This is a genomic window from Halorussus amylolyticus, from assembly GCF_004143485.2.
GTDB lineage: Archaea > Halobacteriota > Halobacteria > Halobacteriales > Haladaptataceae > Halorussus > Halorussus amylolyticus.
The window spans coordinates 73,947-95,932 of sequence record NZ_ML974132.1; the positions used below are offsets into that span (position 1 = coordinate 73,947).

Below are 21,986 nucleotides of genomic sequence, written 5' to 3' on the forward strand. Positions count from 1 at the left end.
CTTTCACTTTCACCTCGCTTGGCGGAGGTATTTGTGACAGCAGAGAGTCAATTCGGTCGCCAATGGACGACCGCATTCAGCGACACGCCGAGATTCTCGTGGACCACTGCACCGATGTCGCCCCCGACGACAACGTACTCGTGCGAGCGCCGTCGTCGGCCGACGACCTCGTCGTCGCGCTCTACGAGCAGTTGGGCCAGCGCGGCGCGCGACCGACGCTCTCGTGGACGAACTCGCGGGCGGGTCGCGCCTACGCTCGTGCGATGGACGAGGCGGATTTCCGACCGAAAGACCACCGACTCGCGGCGATGGAAGAAACCGACGTGGTGATTCTGATTCGGGGCGCGACGAACGCCGCCGAGACCAGCGACGTGGACCCGGAGAAGGGCGCGGCCGCGAGTCAAGCACGACAGCCGATTCTCGAAGAACGCCTCGACAAGCGGTGGGTCATGACCCAACATCCCACGCCCGCCGATGCACAGCAGGCCGGGATGAGCACCGCGGCGTGGGAGGAGTTCGTCTACGACGCCGTGAACCGAGATTGGGACGCCCAGCGGGAGTTTCAAGAGCAGATGGTCGAGATTCTCGACCCCGCCAGCGAAGTCCGAATCGTCTCGGGCGACGCCACCGACCTTCGGATGTCCGTCGAGGGGATGGACGCCGCCAACGACTCCGGCGAGAAGAACATGCCCGGCGGCGAAGCGTTCACCGTTCCGGTTCCCGACAGCGTCGAGGGAACGGTGTTCGTGGACGTGCCGTTCCGCGAGGGTGGCCGAGAAGTCCACGACGCCCGGCTCGAATTCGAGGACGGCGAGGTCGTCGAATGTTCGGCCAGTCGGAACGAGGACGCGCTGGAAACGCTCCTCGACACCGACGAGGGCGCGCGCCGCCTCGGCGAACTCGGCATCGGGATGAATCGCGGCATCGACCGGACCACCCACCACATGCTGTTCGACGAGAAGATGGGCGACACCATCCACGTCGCGCTCGGAAACGCAGTCGAGGAGTGCGTGCCCGAGGGCCGCGAGTTCAACGAGAGTGGTCGCCACGTCGATTTGCTCGTGGACGTGAGCGAGGATTCATTCATCGAAGTCGATGGCGAGGTGGTCCAGCGAAACGGGACGTTCGTGTTCGAGGACGGCTTCGAGGGGTAACGAAGCGAGCGAGACAGCGCGAGAGCCGAGCCGTGCGGGTGACTGAAGCGCCCGTTTCACCCTACGGAAAGCGTTTACCACCCCCGATGGAATCCGGAGATATGCAAACCGACAGACGCCACGCGCTCTCGCTGACCGGCGCGTTTCTCGCGGGACTCGCTGGCTGTACCGGACGCGATTCGGACCCCGGCGCGACGACCGGGACGACCACCGACGAGCCGACGGCAGACACCACGACCACCGGTGACGACACCGACGAGACCACCACGACCGACGATGACCCCGCCGAGTTCGAGGACTTCGACGCGCCGCCGTTCCCCGAAATCGACCCCGTGACCGACCTCGAAATCGGCGAGGAGGCCCTCGCCGACCAGATTCGTGGAAACGTCGAGTTCGCGCTCGATTTGATGGCGGTCCTCCGCGAGCAGGCGGGCGGGAATCTGTTCGTCTCGCCGTACAGCGTCTCGGTCGCGCTCGCGATGACCTACGCTGGGGCTCGGGGAACCACCGCCGAGGAGATGGCCGACGCGCTCCAGTTCGTCCTCGGGCAGGACGACCTTCACCCGGCGTTCGGGGCGCTCGAAGCCGAGTTCGCGCGCCGAAACGAGGACGGACAGGAAGCGAGCGGGACGACCGGACCCGGGGACGACGACGAGGACGCTGGCCCGGCGTTCGAACTCAGCACCGCGAACGCGCTGTGGGGAGAGGACGGCTATCCCTTCCGCGAGGACTTCCTCGACCTGCTCGACGCCTACTACGGCGCGGGGATGAACCTCGTGGACTTCTCGGGCGACCCCGATGCCGCGCGCCGGGAAATCAACGACTGGGTCGCCGTGCGGACGAACGACCGAATCGAAGACCTGCTTCCAAAGCCGTCCATCGACGCGACGACCCGCCTCGTGCTGACGAACGCGGTCTACTTCAGCGCGCGCTGGAAGTTCCCCTTCGACGAGGACGCCACCGAACCCCGGCCGTTCACCGCGCTCGACGGGACGAGTTCGGAGGTGCCGACGATGACCTTCTCCCAGTCTATCAAGCTTCAGCACGCCGAAATCGGCGGCAATCACCTCGTGGAACTTCCCTACGCCAACGGCGAGACGAGCATGGTAGTCGTCGTCCCCGCCGAGGGGGAGTTCGAGGCGTTCGAGGAGTCGTTCTCCGTGGACCGACTCGCAATCATGCTGGAGGAGGCCAGCATCGCGCTGGTGGACCTCTCGCTCCCGAAGTTCGGAATCGAGTCGGAGTTCGGTCTGGTCGAGACGATGCAGAAACTCGGCATGGAAGCCGCGTTCTCGAACGCCGACTTCTCAGGGATGGCCGAGGGAGGGGACCTGTTCGTGGACGACATCCGGCACAAGAGCTTCGTGGAGGTGGACGAACTCGGCACCGAAGCCGCGGCCGCGACCGCCGTGGTGATGAACGAGAGCGCGCCGCCCCGAAACGTCGATTTGAACGTCGATAGACCGTTCCTGTTCTACATCCGGGACAAGCCTACGGAGACGCCGCTGTTCGTCGGACGCGTGACGGAGATTTCCGGAGAATAACGGACCGCACTCCCGCCCCTGACCCGGCGCATCGCCGAACGTCCGTGCAAGCAAATCCCTTTGAAGCGAACGCGATGCGCCCACCGTGTTCGGAGTTCGCTTCGGGCAATTCGGGCCGAGCGACCGACGGCCCGAGCGCCGACCTACGGCCAGAGACCGCGCGCGTCCTTCGCGGCTCCGACCCGGCCGAGCGCGACGACGTAGGCGGCGTCGCGCCAGCTAAGGTCGCGCGCTTCGACCTCGGCGCGCACGTCGTCCCACGCCGAGAGCATCTGCGATTCGAGTTCTTCGTTGACGCGCTCGCGCGACCACTGGCGGCGGTTGATGTCCTGGAGCCACTCGAAGTACGAGACAGTCACACCGCCCGCGTTCGCCAGAATGTCGGGAATCACCGGGACGCCCATCTCTTCGAGGATGGCGTCGGCCGTCGAAGTCGTCGGGCCGTTCGCGCCCTCGACCACGATGTCGGCGAGCACGTCGCCCGCGTTGTCGGCGGTGATGACGTTGCCGATGGCCGCCGGGACGAGCACGTCCACGTCGAGTTCGAGAATTTCCTCGTTGGTGAGCGTGTTCGGCGCGTCGTAGGTCATGACGGCTTCGGGCTGTTCCTCGTGCGAAGGAACCGCGTGCGTGTCGAGTCCGGTCGTGTCGTACGCCGCGCCGTTGACGTCGCTGACGGCGACGACGTTCGCACCCCAGTCGTCGAGCGCGCGGGCGGCGTTCGCGCCCACGCTCCCGAACCCTTGGACCGCGACCGTCGTCTCCTCGATATTCTTGTCGTAGTAGTCGATGGCCTCGCGAGCGACGATAGCGACGCTTCGACCGGGGGCCTCCTCCCGACCGTAGCTCCCGCCGATGACGGGCGGTTTGCCGGTCACGACGCCCGGCGTGGTTTCACCCTCCTGCATGGAGTAGGCGTCCATGAACCACGCCATCGTCTGAGCGTCGGTGCCCATGTCGGGGGCCGGGATGTCGCTTTTCGGCCCGATGGTGTCGCGAATCTCCTCGGCGAATCGCCGGGTGAGTCGCTCCTTCTCGTCGCGGCTCAGGTCCTTGGGGTTGACGACGACGCCGCCTTTCGCGCCGCCGAAGGGCAGGTCCATCACCGCGCACTTCCACGTCATCCACATCGAGAGGCCGACGCACTCCTCGGCCGTGACTTCGGGGTGGTAGCGCAGGCCGCCCTTGTACGGCCCGCGAACGTCGTCGTGCTGGGCGCGGTAGCCCGTGAACACCTCGACGTTCCCGTCGTCGCGTTCGAGCGGGACCGACACCTCCACGACTCTGGTGGGGTGTCTGAGTCGCTCGATGACGCCGGGGTCGGTGTCGACGTGCGCGGCGGCCGCCGAAAGCTGTCGGAGCGCGGTTTCGAGCGCCGATTCGGGCTCCGTCTCGATGTCCGGTGATTGGTTTGCCATCTTACTCGTAGGGCATCCGTCGGTTTCGCATCGCCGTCCCGCAGTCCGGGCAGCTGCCGGGGTAGCTGTCGGCGCGTAGGGTCGTGCCACAACGCAGACACTCGTAGTTGTACTCGTCGTCGGAAACGTACTCGACGTCGCTGTGTCTCATCTCGGTAAAAATTGCTAAGGGACGCCGTCCTCATTTGAGGTCGTGTTGAATAGTCACCCCTGAAACGAAGTCGCACGGTTTACTATTCAACTTTCGTCGAGGTGGTCGGGGTCGGCGCGCTCTCGAACACCGACGCGAGCAGTTTTCGCTCGATTCGGCGCACGTGGTCGTAGAACGCGGTGTGGGAGATGTCGAGCATCGCGGCGACGTCGCGGCCGGTCACGTCCCGCTGGGCGTCGAAGAAGCCGCTGTGGTACGCGACCTGCGCGACTTCGAGTTGGCGTTCGGTGAGGTCGTCGCGGAAGCGCCCGCGAGCGTCGTTGGTCTCCAGCGTGCGCACCTGCTCGCGCTGGGCGACCAACTCCGCGCCGTCGTACGCGTTCGAGACCACCTCGTCGATGGACCGGGCGGTCACCGAGTCGGGAACGTCCACGGTCAGTGAGATTCCCTCCGGGGTCGCCTGAAGCCGACGGAGCATCGCCCCGTGGTCGGCGAGGATTCGCGTGACGAAGTGGTCTCGCACTCGGAGACCGACGAGTCCATCGGACTCGTCGGTCTCCCGAATCGGTTCCGCGTCGGTGACGCCGACGAACCCGTCGGCGGCCTCGACCACCCGGTCGAGCGGCGCGTCCTCGACTGTGGCGAACACGAGCGTCGTGCCGTCGTCGTGGGTCACGTCGCCTTCCACGCGAATCGTCGCGCCGGTCTCGTCGGCGAGTCGCCGGAGGACCGTGCTCCGGTCGGAGATTCGGTAGTCGAGTTGGACCACGGTGTCGCTCCGGAGCGCCTCCTTGCGCTGGACCGCGTTGATTGCCGACGCCACGGTGTCGCCGAGTTCGCACAGCACCGACCGGACCATGTCGTCGAACGCGTCGGGACGATTCGCGTACACCGTCAGCGTCCCGAACAGCACGTCGTCGTAGGCGAGCGGAATCGCCAGCACCGATTGGAAGTCCCGCGACACCGCCTCGGCGCACCACGGACCGGCCCGGAGGTGGTCGGCGACGTTCGAGACGAGCGCGGCCTCGCGGTCGGCCGCCGCCTCCACGCTCGGCTCGACGCTCGCGGCGTCGGCGTCGAGTTCCAGCGGGACGCCATCGAGATACCCCTGCTCGTCTCCGGCCCACGCCCGCGGGCGGAGCGTCGTCCCGGAGGCGGTGGTCTCGCCGACCCACGCGAACGCGAACCGGTCGTCGGTCGTGAGTCGGTCGCAGACCGCGCGCTCTATCTCGTCGCGGGTCTCGGCCCGAACCAGCGCTTGGTCGATTTCCCGGATGAACCCGTTCACCTGATTCAGTTGCGAGAGCTTCCGGTTCTGTCGCTGGAGCGCCGAGTCGCGCTCGCGGAGTTCGGTCTCGCGCTCGACCCGGTCGAGCGCCGCCTCGGTGGTCGCCGAGAGGAGTTCGGCGACCTCCTCGCTCACCTCGTCGAACGCGCCGTCGTGCGACCGGGGCGCGTCGGGCGCGCCCCGGTCGCCCCCGGCGACTGCGACGAACACGCCGTGGTCGCCGAGCGGAACCGCGACGTAATCGTCCGCCAGTGCCAGCGGTGAGTCTCGGAGTTCGGGCCGGTCGTCGGGCGTCCCGGTTTCGGGCGTCACCACGTCACGCGTCAGCGTCTCGTCGGCTACGAACGCCCTGGCGATGGCGGACGAGTCATCGAGACCTACCGCCGAGTGCGACTCGGTCGCGGCGTCGAACGCATCGGACGCGGCCGTCGGAATCAGTTCGTTCTCCTCGCGGTCGAACCGGTAGACGGCCGTGGCCGCGGTCGGCAGAATCGAGGCCGCGTCCGCGACCACCCGGTCGGCGATTTCGGCGGCGGTTTCGGCGTAGAGCAGGTCGCGACTCGTCCGGTGAAGCTGGGTCAGCGCCCGTTCGCGCTGTTTGCGCTTGGTGATGTCCCGACAGCTGTAGAGGGTGGTCCCGCCCTGAATCGAGACGTTCCGAACGTTGACGAGCAGCGCGTGTTCGCGGCCCGTTTTGTCGGTCGCGGTGCACTCGACGTTGGTCAGCACGGTCTCGGATTCGAGTCGGTCGCGGTCGAACAGGTCGTCACCGAGGAGTGCGTCGATGGTGCCGAACTCGTAGATTTCCTCGACGGTGTAGCCGAAGATGAAGTGGACGTTCGGGCAGACGTAGGTGAACGCGCCGTCGTCGTCGGTGACCAGCACCGTGTCGGTCATGTTGTTCAGCGTCACGCGGTGGAGCTCCTCGGACTCCCGGAGTTCCTCCTCCAGTCGGACGCGCTCGGCGACTTCGTGGCCCTCGACTACGACTCGACCGGTCTCGCCGACCGGTCGGACCGAGAATTCGAATCGGCGCTCGCGGTCCCCGCTCGCGAGTCCGGCCTCGAAGGTCGCGTACTCGCCGTCCGTGGCCGACCGGACGGCGCGCTGGAGGTCGCGCCGGGACTCGCCGACCGCCGCCCACGGAAGGCCCCAGAACCGCTTGCCGAGAACCGCGGTCTCGTCGAGTCGGAGGGCGTCGAGGGCGACGCGGTTCGCCCGGACGACGGTGCCGTCGGCGTCGAGGACGGCGACGAATCGCTCGGGGTCTCCGAAGCACGCGTCGAACTGGGCCGCTCGCTCGCGGTGTCGCCGGTCGTCGCGGTGGTCCCGGACCGCTCTGAGGCATCGGTCCGCGAGACGAGCGCCGTCGTTTTTGTCGTCGCCGTCGCTGACGCTTTCGTCGTCCCCGTCGTCGCCGACCGGAACGTAGTCGGCGACCCCGGCCGCGAAAGCCTCGCTTGCGAGCGACTCGTCGCCCGCCTCAGGTGCCAGCACGAACGGCGTCGTCACGTCCAGAGCGCGAATCTCACCGAGCAGTTCGAGTCCGGTTCCGCCGTCGAGTCGGTGGGCGGCGACCACGCAGTCGGTCGCATCGGAGCGCGCTTCCAGCACCTCGACCGCGCGCTCGAACCTCCCGACCGCCCGGACCGAGACGCCGTCGGTGGTCCCGATACGCGGTCGGATTCGCTCCTGCCACGAATCCGGGCCGACGAGGAGGATGCGCGCGTCCTCCTCGTCGGCGTCCGGAGAACGCCGAATCCTATCCATCGTCGGTGGTATGGAACTCCGAGCAATAACCCTTCGTATCGCCGGTCACGCCGCGCGCAGAGCTACCTATTTCCGCCTCGCGCCCAATCGGGGAGTATGGCAAATCCACCTCACGTCGTCGGACTCTGCGGCAGTCTGCGAGACGAGAGCGTCACTAGAGTCGCGCTGGAACGCGCCCTGAACGAAGTCGAGACGCACGGCGGCGACGCCGAACTGCTCGACCTGCGCGAGTACGACCTGCCCGCCTTGGACCCCGACGTGGACGACGAGGACGCGGGTGACGCCACCGCGCTCGCTCGCGACGTGCGCGCGGCCGACGCCGTCATCCTCGGGACGCCGATGTACCACGGGTCGTACTCGTCGGTGCTGAAGACCGCGCTCGACTACTGCGGCTTCGACGAGTTCGAGTCCAAGACCGTGGGCCTGCTCGCGGTGTCGGGCGGCAGCTTTCCCATCACCGCGCTCGAACACCTCCGGTCGGTCTGCCGGGCGCTCGACGCGTGGGTCCTGCCGTATCAGGCCGCGGTGCCCCGTTCGCACTCGGCGGTTCGGGACGGCAGTTTCACCGACGAGAAACTGGAGGAACGAGTGGTCCGACTCGGCGAGGAGACGGTGAAGTACGCCAACATCGAGCCGTCACCGCCGTCGATGGAGAGCGAGGAGAACGTCGGCGCGGTGGACTGACACGGAGCGGGCGCGGCCGGCGACCGACCCGATTCGGCAATCCTTTTGGCGCTCCTCTGAGCGCACATCCGACATGCACAAGATAACGAACAGCGGGTGGGTCGAGGTCGTGACCGGGTGCATGTTCTCCGGGAAGACCGAGGAACTGCTCCGCAGGCTCCGCCGGGCCGAAATCGCCGGGCAGGAGGTCGCGGTGTTCAAACCCTCGCTCGACAACCGCTACGGCGAGGGGACCGTCGGCTCGCACAGCGGCCGCCAGTGGGACGCGACCGTAGTAGACGCAGAAGCGGGCGTCTGGGAGATTCCCGAGACGCTCAACGGCGAGCAGGTCGTCGCCATCGACGAGGCCAACTTCTTCAGCGAGGAACTGGTCCCGGTGTGCGAACAGCTCGCAGACGACGACCGGCGAGTCATCGTCTCGGGTACCGACCAGACGTTCCGGGGCGAGCCGTTCGACCCGCTACCGCGACTCGTCGCGCTCGCGGAGTACGTCGATAAGTATCAGGCCATCTGCGCCGAGTGCGGCGAACCGGCGAGTCGGAATCAGCGACTCATCGACGGCGAACCCGCCCACGTCGAGGACCCGACTATCATGGTGGGTGCCGAGGAGTCGTACGAAGCCCGATGTCGCAACTGTCATACCCTTCGGACCGAGTAGTTCGACTGTGACACAGTGGGTCGAGAACCCCACGGGCGGGCGCGACCGCGGCCCCGTCGCGGTGGCTCGCGCGTGGGTCGAAGTCCTGATTCGCCCGAGACGGTTCTTCGAGCGCGCCATCGCGCCGGGCGACCAAGCGCCGGGGCTGGTGTTCGCCATGGTGGTCGTCCTCGTCGAGGAAGCGACCCGGTTCGCGCTCGTGCCGGGTGCGGCCCCGAGCTTCGGGAGTCAGCCTGCGCTCTCGGCGCTGCTCGGTCTCTTGCTCGCGGCGCTGTTCGTCGCGCCCGCGGTGCTCCACCTGACCGCGGCGCTCCAGACGCTCCTGCTCATGCTGGTCGTCCCCGACCGCGGGGGCATCAGCGAGACGGTGCAGGTCATCGCCTACGCGACCGCACCCTGTGTGTTCGCCGGGATTCCGAGTCCGACCGTGCGAGTCGTCTGTGCCGCCTACGGCGCGGTGCTGTTCGTCGTCGGACTTCGGGCGGTCCACGGGACCTCGACGCTCCGGGCGCTCCTCGCGGGGGCGATACCGGCGTCGCTGGTGTTCGGCTACGCGTTCCGCGGATTCGCGGCGCTCGAAGATGTCGTGGTGTGGCGCGCGAGCGAGGTCTGTCTCCGAATCGCGGAGCTCGGTTTCGAGGCCTGTCTTCCCGTCGCGTGACGGGCGGACGGCGCGATTTCGTCGGATGACGTGGCTCCGTCGGACGGCGCGACTCCACCGGACTCATTACTCGTGACGACGAACGTCGAACCATGCGAGACGAGGAGGAAATCCGCGAGCAGTACGAATTTCTCAAAGAGCAACTCGACGACGACGAGATGCGCCACGAGGGGATACGCCAAATGTTCACGTACTACAAGCGAGCGCTCGGTTGGGTACTCGAAGAAGAGTATATTTAATGGGGAAAATTCCGGCGACTCAGCGCTGGAAATACGGCTCTGTCGGTGTACCGGTACGCCTCTCCGACGCCGGTAGTTTTAAGTGTATACGGCGTTTTGATGCAAGTGACGCTTCGCTTGGAGGGCCGAAGCGTCAGCGGGGACCAATTCAGGGCGGCAAGCGGTCGCGGGGCTTTTTCACCCCCGCGTATTCCGCTTTCCTTTCGATAACTACGATTGCGAGCCTCGGCTGTGTGGATTTCGCTTGTGACTGACTCGACCCGTACCGACCTCGACCTGTTCGAAACGTGCGACCGTCCGAAAAGCGGACCGCTCGAAAAGCGTGACCGTCCGAAAAATTCGACTCGCGGCGTTACTCGATGCTGAGCGACGAGTCCGACCCCTGCTCGCCCTCGTCCCACTCGATTTCGAACTCGACGCTGAGTTCGCTCTGCCCGCCGCCCGAGGGCGTCTCGCGCTCGGCCTTGACCTCGAACGTCGGCTGTGCGGGCGGCGCGAGCGACACCGACTGGTCGCCCGCCGACAGCGAGAACTCCTGTCCGGATTCGAGCTTTTCGGCGACGGTCCGGAGGTACGCGGCGATGTCTTCGCGGCTCTGACGGCGCTCGGACTTGAACAGCACTTCTTCTGGCATACCTACAGAAAGACGCCGGACGGCCTTAAATTCGCGGTCGGCCAGCGAACGCAGGGCCCGGAGTCGTGCGGCCCCTCGCGGCGCGTGCGCGCCGCGAGGGGCCGTTATCTTCTTTTCTATCCGAAATGTATCCCGTACGGTACCGATGCACGACCTGACAGGATTTCAGCGCGACCTGCTGTACGTCATCGCAGGACTGGACGAACCGCACGGACTCGCCATCAAGGAGGAACTCGAAACCTACTACGAGAAGGAGATTCACCACGGTCGGCTGTATCCGAACCTCGACACGCTCGTGGACAAGGGGCTGGTCGAGAAGGGCCAGCGCGACCGTCGGACGAACTACTACACGCTGACTCGGCGCGGGACTCGGGAAATCGAGGCCCGCCGCGAGTGGGAGGCCCAGTACGTCGAACTGAGCGTCGAGGCGTGAGGTGCGGTCCCGGAGCAGGTGCGGGGGTTCTCGTCAGTCCTCGGCTTCCGAACCGCTACCGCTCGGTGCGTTCGCTGGCGTCTCCGGAGTGTCGTCCGACCCGGCATCCGTCGCGTCGTCGGTCGTCGCATCGTCCTCAGTCCCCGTCTCGTCGTCGATTGTGGTGCCGTCGGCCGTCGCGGACGCGTCGGTCGCTGGTTCGACGCGTTCGAACAGGTAGGTCGGGTCCACCGCCCACGGCCGAATCGGTTCGCCCCGTATCAGTTCGGGCATCACGATGCGGACGAAGTGGATGACGAACACCAGTATCATCGGGCCGAGGAAGATGCCGTACCACCCGAACAGCAGCGGGCCGAGGATGTACGCCAGCATCACGAGTCCGACGTGGAGGTCCTTGCCCGAGACGTACGGCCGGAGGACGAGGTCCGGAATCGTGTCCACGATGACGAACGACACCGCGAAGAAGAGCGCGGGGAACCACAGCACCTCGGGTGCCTGCACGCCCGCCTCGATACCGAGATACGCCGCCACCGGGAAGTAGACCAGTTTCATCCCGACCACGGGAATCAGGCTGGCCGCGCCCGCGAGCAGGCCGACGAGCGTGGGGTACGGCACGGCGAGTTCGGGCGGCGCGACCAGATTCAGCGTGTTGTACGACGCCGCGCCGATGGTGCCCGTGAACAGCGCGTTCAGGATGTTGCCGAAGAAGACGCTGTTCAAATCGCGGTCCACCGCCTTCCCGTACGCGGTGACGACGCCGCCGCTGTCGGCGAACTGCTGTCGGACGTACCCCGAGAGCCGGTGGTCGTCCCGGAGCAGGTAGAACGCGAGCGCAATCATCACGAACAGGTGGAGCAGACCGGTGCCGACGAAGCCGACGTATTCGAGCGCCGACAGCCCCACGTCGCGGATGAGTCCGGTGTTCGGGTTCGCGAGCAGTTCTTCGGGCGGTTGTGCGATAGTCGAGACGTTGAGGTACGGCCCGAGTTCGGTGAGAATCGCGTCGATGTCGCTCGGCACGGCTTCGGCTTCCTCCACGCGCTCGACCGCCTTCGCGAACTCCTGAAGCCCGATGGCTGCAGTGTAGGCGATTAACAGCAGGACGGGGAGCGCGAGCGCCAGCAGCGAGACGCCCGCGGCGAGACTCGGCGGTCGGACGGTCCGCCGAATCTGGCGGTACACCGGTCGGGTCGCGTAGTAGATGAAGACGCCGAAGACGAACGTGCCGACGAACGAGTAGACCACGTAGCCGACCGCCGCGGCGAGCGCGAACCCGACGGCCCACCACGCGGTCCGCGAGCGGTCGATGTCCCAGTCGGCGACCATGTTCGACTCACGGAGTCGGCGGGATAAAAAGGTTCGCTGGCTGTCGGGACTCCGGAGTCGGTCGCCGTCACGCGGGCGAGGTTCGTCGATACACCGCCAACGGGTTTTTAAATCAAGCCGCGTTATTTCTCCGAAGTGCAAGGTATCGCCGAGTCTATCGCATCAGCGCCGTTGGACGACCAAGTCGTCAGAATCGCTATCGCGGGTGCTCTGGGGCTGTTTCTCGGTCTGGAGCGAGAGTGGTCACGCAAGCCCGCCGGGATTCGGACGTTCACGCTCATCACGCTCCTCGGGGCGGTGTTCACGCTCCTCGACCGCGACGTATTGCTGTTGCTCGGGGGCCTGCTCGTCATCGTACAGGGCGTCCTGCTCGCGGTACAGGGGCTGACCGCCGACGAGGGCGACGACGAGGAGGGCCTCTCGCTCACCACCTCGGTGTCGATGCTGGTCGCGTTCGGCGTCGGCGCGCTCGTCATGGAGGGGTACATCATCGTCAGCGTGACCGTGGCGGTGCTGTCGTCGCTCCTGCTCGTGCTGAAACGCGAGCTACACAGTTTCGCGTGGGGACTCTCGCGCGAGGAACTCCGGTCGGCGGTCGAGTTCGCCATCCTCGCGTTCGTTATCTACCCGCTGCTCCCCGACGGGGAGTTCGCGTTCGGCGTCCAGCCGCGAGTGGTGTGGCTGATGGTCGTCACGGTCGCCGCAATCGGCATCGTCAACTACGCCGTCGTCGAGACGTACGGCGGTCGTGGCATCGCTGTCACCGGCTTTTTCGGCGGTCTCGCGTCCTCAACGGCGGTCGTCGGGACGATGCTCGACCACGTGAAACAGCGGCCCGAAGCCGCCTCCTACGGCGTGGCCGCCATCCTGCTCGCCGACGCCGCGATGGCGGTCCGAAACCTCGCCATCGCGCTCGCGTTCACCGTCGGGGGCGAGGCTCCGGTCCTCTACGGCGCGGTGTTGCCCCTCGGCGTGGTGATTCTCGGGAGCGTCGCCATCGCTGGCTACACCGCCGACTGGTCCGAGAAGGTGGACATCGACCTCGAAAGCCCGTTCTCGCTCCGGAACGCGCTGAGCTTCGGGGCCATCTTCCTGCTCGTCATCGTGGCGGGCGCGGTGGCCCAACAGCAGTTCGGCTCCGCCGGATTCTACGTGACCGCTCTGCTGTCGGGGCTGGTCTCCAGCGCGGGCGTGACCTCCTCGGCGGTCCTGCTCTACATCGGCGGGAACTTCGACGCTCAGACCGCGGTGTTCGGTATCCTGCTCGCGACTGCCTCCTCCATCGCGGTCAAGGCGGCGCTGACCCTCTCCGCGCCCGACCGCAACTTCGCCTACCGGGTCACTGGGTGGAGCACCGTCCTGCTCGCGGGGTCTGGAGTCGCGGCGGTCCTCGCCACCTTGTGAAAGAATTGCGGGAACCGGAACGGTGGGAATTAGAACGAATCCATTAAAGGGTGGGTCTTCATACCGGATGACATGGACCGTGATACTGCGGAACCGACCGTATCGGAGATGCCCGGAAAACGCGCCCGAGAGTGGTCCGACTACCACCACCAGTTCTCCGCGCCCAGCACCTACGTCTACGACTTCGTGTGGGACGTGACCGAGGAGGCCGAGGGACCGTTCTGTACCGACGTGGACGGCAACGTCCTGCTCGACTTCACGAGCCACGTCGCGTCCGCACCGCTGGGGTACAACAACCCCAAAATCATGGACAAACTCTCGGAGTTCGACCTCGTTGACCCCACCAAAATCGCGGGTCAGGACTTCTACGCCGCGGGCGGCTGGCCGCCCGAGGACCCCGAGTTCCCCGGTCCGACCCAGTTGATGGACCGGCTGACCGACCTCACGAGCCACTACGACCTCGACACCGTCTTCCTCTCGAACTCCGGCGCTGAGGCGGTCGAGAACGCCATCAAGGCGTGCTACGCCCAAGGCGGCCACCGCGCGTTCAACTTCGACGGCGCGTTCCACGGGCGCACGCTCGGCGCGCTCTCGCTGAACCGCTCGAAGCGCGCCCACCGAAAGGGCTACCCCGAAATCCCCGGCGTCGTCTCGGTTCCCTACCCCTCGACCGACGAGATGTACGAGCGCAAGTGGAAGACCGACGGCCCCGGCGGCAACGTGGTCGCCGACAAGCTCGACCCCGGACAGGGCGTTATCGACCCCGAGGAGGTCGCGTACCTCATCATGGAACCGGTACAGGGCGAGGGCGGCTACCGGGTGCCCCACGACGGCTTCGTCGAAGACATCGCCGAAATCCGCGAACGCTACGATATCAACATTATCAGCGACGAGATTCAGGCCGGACTCGGCCGGACCGGCGAGATGTGGGGCGTCGACCACCTCGACCTCGAACCCGACGTCATCACGTCGGCGAAGGGCCTGCGCGCTGGCGCGACCGTCGCCAACGAGGACCTGTTCCCCGACGAGACCGGCCGAATCTCCTCGACGTGGGGCGCTGGGTCCGTTCTCGACTCGCTCCAAGGCGTGCTCACCATCGACGCCATCGAGGACTACGACCTGCTCGACAACGTGACCGCGCGCGGTCGGCAACTCCGCGAGCTCATCGCGGACGCCGACCTCCCGAACCTCGAGGACGTGCGGGGCCGCGGCCTGATGCTCGCCGCGGAGTTCGACACCAAAGAACGCCGCGAGGCGGTCGTCGACGCCGCGCTCAAGCGCGGTCTGCTCATCCTCGGTTGCGGGTACAAGACGCTTCGATTCCTGCCGCCGCTCGACGTGACCGAGCGCGAAATCGAACTCGGCTTCGACGTGTTCGAGTCGGCGGTCCACGACGCGGCGTGAACTGAACGACTCGGCAGTTGACTCTCGGTTTTCGAATTTTCTGCGGTGTGAACTCTGACGGTTCCCGGTCAAATCCATCTCGCGAAGTGATATTTTAAATACGAAGCCGGGACCAACCCCGCTTGGACGCTTCGCGCGGTCACGCGAACGAAGTCTGCGCGAGCAAAGCGAGTGCAGGCTCGTCGGAGCGCGCTCCGACGGTGTGAGTGTGGCCTCGGAGGACGCGGCTTGTCCTCCGGCGGTCACGGGCAGATAGCTGGCGAGTCAGTCAGCAGTGTCGCAACGCGGTTTCGCCGCCGAACGGCGGCGAAACCGCCCCACCTCGTAACCGCCAGTCCGACTAACCCGAAAGGGCTGAGCCAACACCAAGCGCGACTAGCGGGTCTATCCACGAGACAGCGCGAGGCGCAGGCTGCACGGCGGCCTGCGCCTCGCGAGCGATAGAGAACGGTCACTGGGTCTCGATTCGCGCGCCCCGGTTTCGGGGACGAGCGACCAGCACGTCGCCGCCGACTCCGGCCGCCGCGAGCGCGTCGCGGGCCGCCTCGCGAGCCTCGTCGGCGAACGCCTCGGTCGTCACGCCGTACACCGCGGGCCCCCACGACGACTGTCCGGCCCCCGAAATCGACGCGGAGCGGCCGAGCTCCGCGACCACGTCGCCGACCGGCGGGCGGTAGACGCCGCCCTGCTCGTCGGCGTACCACGCGCCGTTGCGGCGGCCGATTTCCGCGACCGCCGCGCCGAACGCCTCGTGGTCGCCCGCGGCAACCGCGGGGAGGACGCGCCGAATCACGACCGCGGCGATTTCGTCGGCGAGGCCGGGGTCGGCACGCTCGACGACCGACCGCATGCTCTCGTCCTCGTCGTCGCCGCTCCGTCCCGGCTCCGAGTCGGGGAGCGCGACCACGAATCGCCAGTCAGCGGGTATCTCGTGGCGGGCCGCGACGTTCGGGACCGACCACTCGCCGCGCGGGGGTCGGTCGGCCGTGAATCGCTCGGTCGGGTGGCCGGTGTCGAGCACGAAACCGCCGCGCTCGAACGCCGCGATTCCGACGCCGCTCCGGCCGCCGCGACCCAACTTCGGGGCGCGCTCGCGGACTCGCGGCTCGCGGTCGTGGGCCGCCGCGACCGCCGCGAGGACGGTGAGTGCCAACTGGGTGCCGCTCCCGAGACCGACGTGCCGCGGAAGGGTTTTCTCGATTGTCACGCTCGCGCCCGGAACGCCGAGCAGTTCGACCGCGCGCTCGACGTGTGCGCGGGCCCGCTCGTGGTCGCAGCGGACGGACTCCGCAGGCTCGGCACGCGCGACGACTCGGGGCGCGCCGAGCGCCACGCCGAGCGACCCGTACAGTCGCTCGTGAGCCAGCGAGAGGTTCTGGAAGCCGAAGTGGAGGCGTCCTCCGGCGGCGACGCGGACCATGTCACCGGGTTGTACCGGGACCGGGTTCCCGATTCCGGCAGTGGCAAAAACTGGTCACGTTATCCGGTCGAGGACGTGCGCGGCGACTCGCTCGATGCCGTTCTCTTGGTCCGGGCTCCGCGGCGGATGCCGGACCGCGCGGGCGACGTGAGCGATGGAGTGTTCGACTTGAAACCCACGGACGCCTCGTCGTTCGAGGACTCTGGTCACGCCGTGTTGCTCGTCGGTGAACGGGTAGACGACGCACGGCGTGCCCGCGACCGCGGCCTCCATCACGGTCGAGTAGCCCGAGCAGACCACCACGTCGGCCGTCCGAATCCACGGCAGGAGCGCCGGGACCTCGTCCCATCCCGGTCCGCCGACGTACGTCACTCGGTGGCCTTCGGTTCGGAGAGTCTCCGCGAGCACGTCGAAGTTGGTGGAGTAGACGCTCGGGACGACCAGCACGCCGACGTCGTCCGGCGGCGACCGGTCGCCAGCGTCGAGTGCGATTGGCGGGACGTGAGTCACGCCCGGCGGGTCGCCCTCGTCGGGCGGCCAGACCGCGGGGTAGAGAAACGACTCCGCGACGCCTAACTGATACCGATTGACGAGCCACGTGAACACCTGCTCGACCGCGGCGTCGTAGTACGAGGCGGCGTTGTGGGTGACGATGTAGAGCGGCGTCCCCGTGACCGAGGCCGCCATCGCGGCGAACATGTCGTCGGTGACGAGCGCGGCGGGGTCCTCACGGCGGAGCCACCGGGCGAGGTCGAACACGCGCTTGCCGCTGTAGGGGACGCTTCTGGTCAGCACTCGGCCGAGCGACCCCTGCTGATAGTCGCCGATGTAATCGACCGGCGCGGCCCGGAACACGTCGTACCCGTTGCACTCGATGAACCGTGAGCCGGGACCGCCACCCGCGAGGACGACGTCCGCGCCCGCGTCCTCGACCGCCTGCGCGACGGCGAGCATCCGGGTCGCGTGGCCCGCGCCCTCGGGGTAGTGTGCGACGGCGACCGTCAGGTCCATGCCCATCCTTTCAACGGCCTTGCGAAAAGTATGTTCTCATTTCGCGATTCAGTCAAGTTCCCAACGGGAAGCCGCGGTCTCGGGCGGGCGAGTCACCGACGTGTCCGAGAACCAGACGAACCCGCAACGTCTGTCGAAGCACGACAACTTAAGCCGCTTCGGGGCTACCCCCGCGTATGACCGAGAAACCGGACCACCTCCGGAGTAACGAAGTGACGGAAGGCGTCGAGCGCGCACCGCATCGAGCGATGTTCCGCGCGATGGGGTACGACGACCACGACCTCTCCTCGCCGATGGTCGGCGTGGCGAACCCTGCGGCCGACGTGACGCCGTGCAACGTCCACTTGGACGACGTGGCGGCAGCGGCCTACGACGGCGTGGACGCCGCCGACGGGATGCCAATCGAGTTCGGCACCATCACCATCTCAGACGCGGTTTCGATGGGGACCGAGGGGATGCGCGCATCGCTCATCTCCCGAGAGGTCATCGCCGATTCAGTCGAACTGGTCGCGTTCGGCGAGCGACTCGACGGTCTCGTGACCGTCGCGGGATGCGACAAGAATCTACCGGGGATGATGATGGCCGCGATTCGGACCGACCTGCCCTCGGTGTTCCTCTACGGCGGGTCCATCATGCCCGGCGAACACGACGGCCGCGAGGTCACGGTCCAGAACGTCTTCGAGGGCGTCGGCGCGGTCGCGCAGGGCGACATGTCCGAGGACGAACTCGACGACCTCGAACGCCACGCCTGCCCCGGCGCGGGGTCGTGCGGCGGGATGTTCACCGCGAACACGATGGCGTCCATCTCCGAGGCGCTCGGTCTCGCGCCGCTCGGGAGCGCGGGCGCGCCAGCCGAACACGACGAGCGCTACGAAATCGCAGAACAGGCGGGCGAACTCGCGCTCGACTGCATCGAGAACGACCGCAAGCCCTCGGACGTGCTCGACAAGCGCTCGTTCGAGAACGCCATCGCGCTTCAGGTCGCCATCGGCGGGTCGACCAACGGCGTCCTCCACCTGCTCGCGCTCGCGGCCGAGGCGGGCATCGACCTCACCATCGAGGAGTTCGACGAGATTTCGCGCCGGACGCCGAAAATCGCGAACCTCCAACCGGGCGGCGAGCGCGTGATGAACGACCTCTACGAGCAGGGCGGCGTCCCGGTCATCGTCCGGAGACTGGTCGATGCGGGCCTGTTCGACGGCGACGCGATGACCGTGACCGGCCGGACGATTTCCGAGGAGTTGGAGCAACTGGACCTGCCCGACGACGACGAAATCGACGCCGAGTTCGTCCGCCCCGTCTCCGACCCGTTCCACGAGGAGGGAGCCATCAAGATTCTGACCGGCAACCTCGCGCCCGACGGCGCGGTGCTGAAGGTCACGGGCGAGGACAACTTCCACCACGAGGGTCCCGCCCGCGTGTTCGAAACCGAGGAGTCGGCGATGAAGTACGTCCAAGAGGGGAAAATCGAGTCGGGCGACGTTATCGTCATCCGAAACGAGGGACCGCAGGGCGGTCCCGGCATGCGCGAGATGCTCGGGGTCACGGCCGCGGTCGTCGGCGCGGGCCACGAGGACGACGTGGCGATGATTACCGACGGTCGGTTCTCGGGCGCGACCCGGGGACCGATGATTGGCCACGTCGCCCCCGAGTCGTTCGCGGGCGGCCCCATCGGCGCGCTCGAAGACGGCGACCACGTCACCGTGGACATCGCCGACCGGACGCTCGCAACCGACCTCTCCGACGAGGAAATCGAAGCGCGACTCGACGCTCGCGACGACCCCGAACCAGCGTACACGAACGGCGTGCTCGCGAAGTACGGCGCGACGTTCGGGTCGGCCGCAGAGGGTGCGGTGACGAATCCGGGCGTGAAGCGCGACGAATAACTGACCGAGCATACGGCGCGGAGCGCCGTTTCGCTGTGAGCGAGCGGCGATGCCGCGAGCGAGCAGGAGTTTTTCATCGACGTTTTTGCGAGGAGTGGTCGCCGAAGGCGACCCGACGATGTAAAAAGGTCGGTGGTGACGAATCCGGGCGTGAAGCGCCACGAATAGCTGACCGAGCATACGGCGCGAAGCGCCGTTTCACTGCTCGCTTGTGGCGTCGCCACGAGCGAGGGAGACGTTTTTATTGGCGGTTTCTGCAGGGAGGGTCGCCGATGGCGACCCTCCCTGCAGAAACGTCGGCTACCGAACGTCCACCACTAGCATCTCGGTCGCGCCCCGCTGAAACTCGAAGGGAACCGACCGAATCTCGGTCGCGTACCCCTCGTCCGAAAGCGTCTCCCGGAGGTCGTCCAGTCGAGAATATCGCTCCCCGTCGAATCGAGCGAGCGGATACACTCGGACCTCCTCGCGCGCGACACGGGCGAGTTCGCGGAGCGACTCGACGTGAAAGTCGTGGTCGAGTTTGTCCATGTAGAGGAACATGAGGTGGGCCGAGAGGACGAGCGAGAACGAGTCGTCGGCGAACGGGAGGTCCGGCAGTTTCGCGGGGAGGTACCGGTCGCCGTCGTAGTGGCGTTCGTAGTCGTCGATGAATCGCTGGTAGGCCGCGGTCCAGTGGGCGCGTACGTCGGCCACGTCGTCGTAGAACGACCAGACGAACTGGTCTTCGACGCCGTCGAACCCCGCGATAGCCGTGTCGATATCGGCCTCGCACTTGGCTCGGAGGTCCTCGGGCGGAACGTCGTACAGCAAATCGACGCCGACCGCGTCGATTCCCGAGGCGTTCGCCGCCGCGACGAACGCGCACGCGCCGCCCGGACAGTCGAGGACCGACTCGCCCTCCCACGCCGAGAGGTCGAGGTCGAACATTCGCTCGTACTCCGTCAGCGTTCGGCCGATGAATGCGACATCGTCGATTGCGTACCGCTCGGAACTGCCCATACGTATGCATTCCTGAATTTAGATTATAAATTTAATCTATATAGGGGCTCACTCGGAAGATTTTCTCGAACGCGGGAATCGGGCCTGAGAGGCGCTTCTGAGGCGTATAAGTTCAAAATACGTGGCGGCTTCGCGTTATCAATTATCATAATTGATAAAATCACAACAACAAAGCTAAGTAAAGTAATCATGAAATTTGGAGTATGCCTCAGTACGAAGCATTTAGCGCAAATTCGGAAGTCAATGGTCGCTCCGTTCGGTCCATCGTCGAAGGCGTCGGTCAGTTCTCCAGCGCGTACAAGGACCGCGCGCTCGACATTCTCGACAATCACGGCCTACCCGAACCCGAAGTCGGTACGTGGTACTCCCTGCAGTCGTATCTCGACGCGTTCGAAGAGCTCGCCGACACCGTCGGACCGAAGACGGTCGTCAAAATCGGCTCGGAGATTCCGAACGTCGTAGACTGGCCGCCCGAGGTCGGGTCGGTGGAGGCCGCGATGAGTGTGCTCGACGACGTGTATCAGATGAACCACCGCGGCGACGACATCGGCTACTACGAGTTCGAATCGACCGGTGACCGCGAGGGCGTGATGGAGACGCGAAACGCCTACCCGCCGGAACTCGACGAGGGACTCCTCAAGGGAACTGCAGAGCGATTCAGCGACGACGACGCGTTCGTCCGAATCGAGCAGGTCGAGGAGGGCGAACCGCGAGCCTTCGAGATTTCCTGGTAGTCGAGCGCAGAAAGCAGAGAACGGAGAGCAAAGAGCGGAGAGTAAGAGGGAGGGCCGTGCGTCAGCGGGGGGAAGTGTACTCCATTCCGAGGAACTCCCGCGCCCGGTCGGGGTCGGTGATGACCTCCCGACCGAGCGATTCGGCGAGTTCGACCGCGGTTTCGACGACCTCGGAGTTCTTCTCGATGAGTTCGTCCTTGTGGGGGTACATCCAGTAGGCGTCCTCGATGCCGACCCGGATGACGTTCGCACCTGCGACCAGCCCCATCACCAGCATGGGAAGCCAGTTTCGCCCGCCGGGGTACAGGCCGACGACGCTGTCCTCGACGGTCTGGCGGACGTTGTAAATCTCCGAGAGGACCTTGAAGTACGACCACGGGTCGTTAGTCGTCGTCTGGGAGTGATGCGACCCAGCGCGCAGACTCATCACGTAGGGGTCCCAGTCGAGTTCGCCAGCGTCGAGCAGGTGGTGTTTCACGTCGCGCAGGACGTGGCTGTCGTAGAGTTGGAAGATGGGCTTCACGCCGTTGTCCTCGTAGTAGCGCACCGCCTCTTTGATGGACGACAGCGAGTGGAGTGACCCGGCACCGAACAGGCCGATGGGGAGGATGACGCCGCCCTGACAGTACTTGTTGCCGTTTCCGCGTTCGAGCAGGTCGTGGACCGGCGAGACGTAGTCGGCGTGGTCGCTCACGCTCCAGCCCTGACTGAACGTGACAACGTCGCCACACTCCTCGAACACCGGGTCGAGGATGTCCACGAGCAGGTCGTTGTCGTTCCACTGCGGGCGGCGATTCTCGTCGCGCGGATGGACGTGGACCGCGGCGGCCCCGGCATCGACGCTGTCTACGAGTTCCTGAATCTGTTCTCCCTTCGTGTCGGGCACCGCGGGGTAGTGTTCGCCGCCGGGTTGCCACCCCGGATACGCACACTCGATGACGACGGGGCTGTCCATCGTGTCGATGGACTCCTCCTCGTGGACCGGAAAGAACTGCTTGGCGGCGTCCGACGTGAACGTCGATGCGGGTTCGAGTTCGTCGAACGAGAGGTCGTCGTAGAGGTTCTTGTGAAGCGGTTGCTCGTCCCATCCGGCGGGGGGTTCGGCGTCAGCGGGAGACCTTTGGGAGGACATTGCGTACAGAGACAGCACCCAATTACACTTAAA

20 protein-coding genes are annotated in these 21,986 nt (G+C 66.3%); 11 read left to right on the top strand and 9 right to left on the bottom strand.

The features are described from left to right. The first annotated feature begins 62 nt into the window (after positions 1 to 62). Positions 63 to 1,154, top strand: a complete 1,092-nt coding sequence (locus EKH81_RS07570) for an aminopeptidase (RefSeq protein ID WP_132059794.1) — start codon at positions 63 to 65, stop codon at positions 1,152 to 1,154. 101 nt (positions 1,155 to 1,255) lie between these two features. Next, the gene (locus EKH81_RS07575) at positions 1,256 to 2,698 is read left to right on the top strand and encodes a serpin family protein (protein ID WP_132059792.1); all 1,443 of its coding nucleotides are present in this window, start codon (positions 1,256 to 1,258) and stop codon (positions 2,696 to 2,698) included. A 143-nt stretch (positions 2,699 to 2,841) separates the two neighbouring features. Here EKH81_RS07575 and gdhB read toward each other — a convergent pair whose 3' ends face one another. The 3 genes from gdhB to EKH81_RS07590 all read right to left on the bottom strand — a co-directional run bounded on the left by gdhB (position 2,842) and on the right by EKH81_RS07590 (position 7,325). After that, positions 2,842 to 4,116, bottom strand: coding sequence for a glutamate dehydrogenase GdhB (gene gdhB, locus EKH81_RS07580; protein WP_132059790.1), 1,275 nt, complete (start codon positions 4,114 to 4,116; stop codon positions 2,842 to 2,844). Position 4,117: 1 nt separating this feature from the next. Beyond that, positions 4,118 to 4,267, bottom strand: coding sequence for a rubrerythrin-like domain-containing protein (locus EKH81_RS07585; protein WP_132059788.1), 150 nt, complete (start codon positions 4,265 to 4,267; stop codon positions 4,118 to 4,120). Positions 4,268 to 4,349: 82 nt separating this feature from the next. Further along, positions 4,350 to 7,325, bottom strand: coding sequence for a bacterio-opsin activator domain-containing protein (locus EKH81_RS07590; RefSeq protein WP_132059786.1), 2,976 nt, complete (start codon positions 7,323 to 7,325; stop codon positions 4,350 to 4,352). A gap of 96 nt (positions 7,326 to 7,421) precedes the next feature. Here EKH81_RS07590 and EKH81_RS07595 point away from each other — a divergent pair, with 96 nt between their 5' ends. From EKH81_RS07595 to EKH81_RS19300, 4 genes are all read left to right on the top strand, one after another. Then, positions 7,422 to 8,009, top strand: coding sequence for an NADPH-dependent FMN reductase (locus tag EKH81_RS07595; protein ID WP_132059784.1), 588 nt, complete (start codon positions 7,422 to 7,424; stop codon positions 8,007 to 8,009). Between the two features lie 73 nt (positions 8,010 to 8,082). Next, positions 8,083 to 8,667, top strand: a complete 585-nt coding sequence (locus EKH81_RS07600; RefSeq protein WP_132059782.1) for a thymidine kinase — start codon at positions 8,083 to 8,085, stop codon at positions 8,665 to 8,667. A 7-nt stretch (positions 8,668 to 8,674) separates the two neighbouring features. Next, positions 8,675 to 9,328 carry a YIP1 family protein gene (locus tag EKH81_RS07605; RefSeq protein WP_132059779.1) on the top strand — a complete coding sequence of 218 codons (654 nt, stop codon included), beginning with the start codon at positions 8,675 to 8,677 and terminating at the stop codon, positions 9,326 to 9,328. A 92-nt stretch (positions 9,329 to 9,420) separates the two neighbouring features. Further along, positions 9,421 to 9,567 carry a hypothetical protein gene (locus tag EKH81_RS19300; protein WP_202935093.1) on the top strand — a complete coding sequence of 49 codons (147 nt, stop codon included), beginning with the start codon at positions 9,421 to 9,423 and terminating at the stop codon, positions 9,565 to 9,567. Between the two features lie 352 nt (positions 9,568 to 9,919). On the opposite strand, the gene EKH81_RS07610 is transcribed toward EKH81_RS19300, so the two are convergent. Then, positions 9,920 to 10,201 carry an amphi-Trp domain-containing protein gene (locus tag EKH81_RS07610; RefSeq protein ID WP_132059777.1) on the bottom strand — a complete coding sequence of 94 codons (282 nt, stop codon included), beginning with the start codon at positions 10,199 to 10,201 and terminating at the stop codon, positions 9,920 to 9,922. A gap of 145 nt (positions 10,202 to 10,346) precedes the next feature. Here EKH81_RS07610 and EKH81_RS07615 point away from each other — a divergent pair, with 145 nt between their 5' ends. Continuing rightward, positions 10,347 to 10,634: a helix-turn-helix transcriptional regulator gene (locus tag EKH81_RS07615; RefSeq protein WP_132059775.1), complete on the top strand. Its 288-nt coding sequence runs from the start codon at positions 10,347 to 10,349 to the stop codon at positions 10,632 to 10,634. Between the two features lie 33 nt (positions 10,635 to 10,667). Here EKH81_RS07615 and EKH81_RS07620 read toward each other — a convergent pair whose 3' ends face one another. After that, complete coding sequence (locus tag EKH81_RS07620; protein ID WP_132059773.1) at positions 10,668 to 11,960, bottom strand: AI-2E family transporter; 1,293 nt, start codon at positions 11,958 to 11,960, stop codon at positions 10,668 to 10,670. Between the two features lie 135 nt (positions 11,961 to 12,095). Between EKH81_RS07620 and EKH81_RS07625 the strand changes: the two genes are divergently transcribed. Continuing rightward, complete coding sequence (locus EKH81_RS07625; protein WP_132059771.1) at positions 12,096 to 13,364, top strand: MgtC/SapB family protein; 1,269 nt, start codon at positions 12,096 to 12,098, stop codon at positions 13,362 to 13,364. A gap of 72 nt (positions 13,365 to 13,436) precedes the next feature. Then, the gene (locus EKH81_RS07630) at positions 13,437 to 14,768 is read left to right on the top strand and encodes an aminotransferase class III-fold pyridoxal phosphate-dependent enzyme (RefSeq protein WP_132059769.1); all 1,332 of its coding nucleotides are present in this window, start codon (positions 13,437 to 13,439) and stop codon (positions 14,766 to 14,768) included. A 451-nt stretch (positions 14,769 to 15,219) separates the two neighbouring features. Here the strand turns inward: EKH81_RS07630 and EKH81_RS07635 are convergent, their stop codons facing one another. Together EKH81_RS07635 and EKH81_RS07640 are read right to left on the bottom strand one after the other, a co-directional pair. Further along, on the bottom strand, positions 15,220 to 16,188 hold the full coding sequence (locus EKH81_RS07635) for a beta-ribofuranosylaminobenzene 5'-phosphate synthase family protein (protein WP_132059767.1): 969 nt from the start codon (positions 16,186 to 16,188) through the stop codon (positions 15,220 to 15,222). Positions 16,189 to 16,242: 54 nt separating this feature from the next. Continuing rightward, on the bottom strand, positions 16,243 to 17,199 hold the full coding sequence (locus EKH81_RS07640; RefSeq protein WP_132059765.1) for a glycosyltransferase: 957 nt from the start codon (positions 17,197 to 17,199) through the stop codon (positions 16,243 to 16,245). 176 nt (positions 17,200 to 17,375) lie between these two features. Here EKH81_RS07640 and ilvD point away from each other — a divergent pair, with 176 nt between their 5' ends. Then, positions 17,376 to 19,085, top strand: coding sequence for a dihydroxy-acid dehydratase (ilvD, locus tag EKH81_RS07645; RefSeq protein WP_132059763.1), 1,710 nt, complete (start codon positions 17,376 to 17,378; stop codon positions 19,083 to 19,085). Positions 19,086 to 19,385: 300 nt separating this feature from the next. Here ilvD and EKH81_RS07650 read toward each other — a convergent pair whose 3' ends face one another. Continuing rightward, positions 19,386 to 20,087: a hypothetical protein gene (locus EKH81_RS07650; protein ID WP_132059762.1), complete on the bottom strand. Its 702-nt coding sequence runs from the start codon at positions 20,085 to 20,087 to the stop codon at positions 19,386 to 19,388. A 203-nt stretch (positions 20,088 to 20,290) separates the two neighbouring features. On the opposite strand from EKH81_RS07650, the gene EKH81_RS07655 reads away from it, so the two are divergent. Continuing rightward, a complete protein-coding gene (locus EKH81_RS07655) occupies positions 20,291 to 20,821 on the top strand; it encodes a hypothetical protein (protein WP_132059760.1) in 531 nt (176 codons plus the stop codon). Positions 20,822 to 20,882: 61 nt separating this feature from the next. Here the strand turns inward: EKH81_RS07655 and EKH81_RS07660 are convergent, their stop codons facing one another. After that, the gene (locus tag EKH81_RS07660; protein WP_132059758.1) at positions 20,883 to 21,953 is read right to left on the bottom strand and encodes a beta-keto acid cleavage family enzyme; all 1,071 of its coding nucleotides are present in this window, start codon (positions 21,951 to 21,953) and stop codon (positions 20,883 to 20,885) included. Positions 21,954 to 21,986 lie beyond the last annotated feature (33 nt).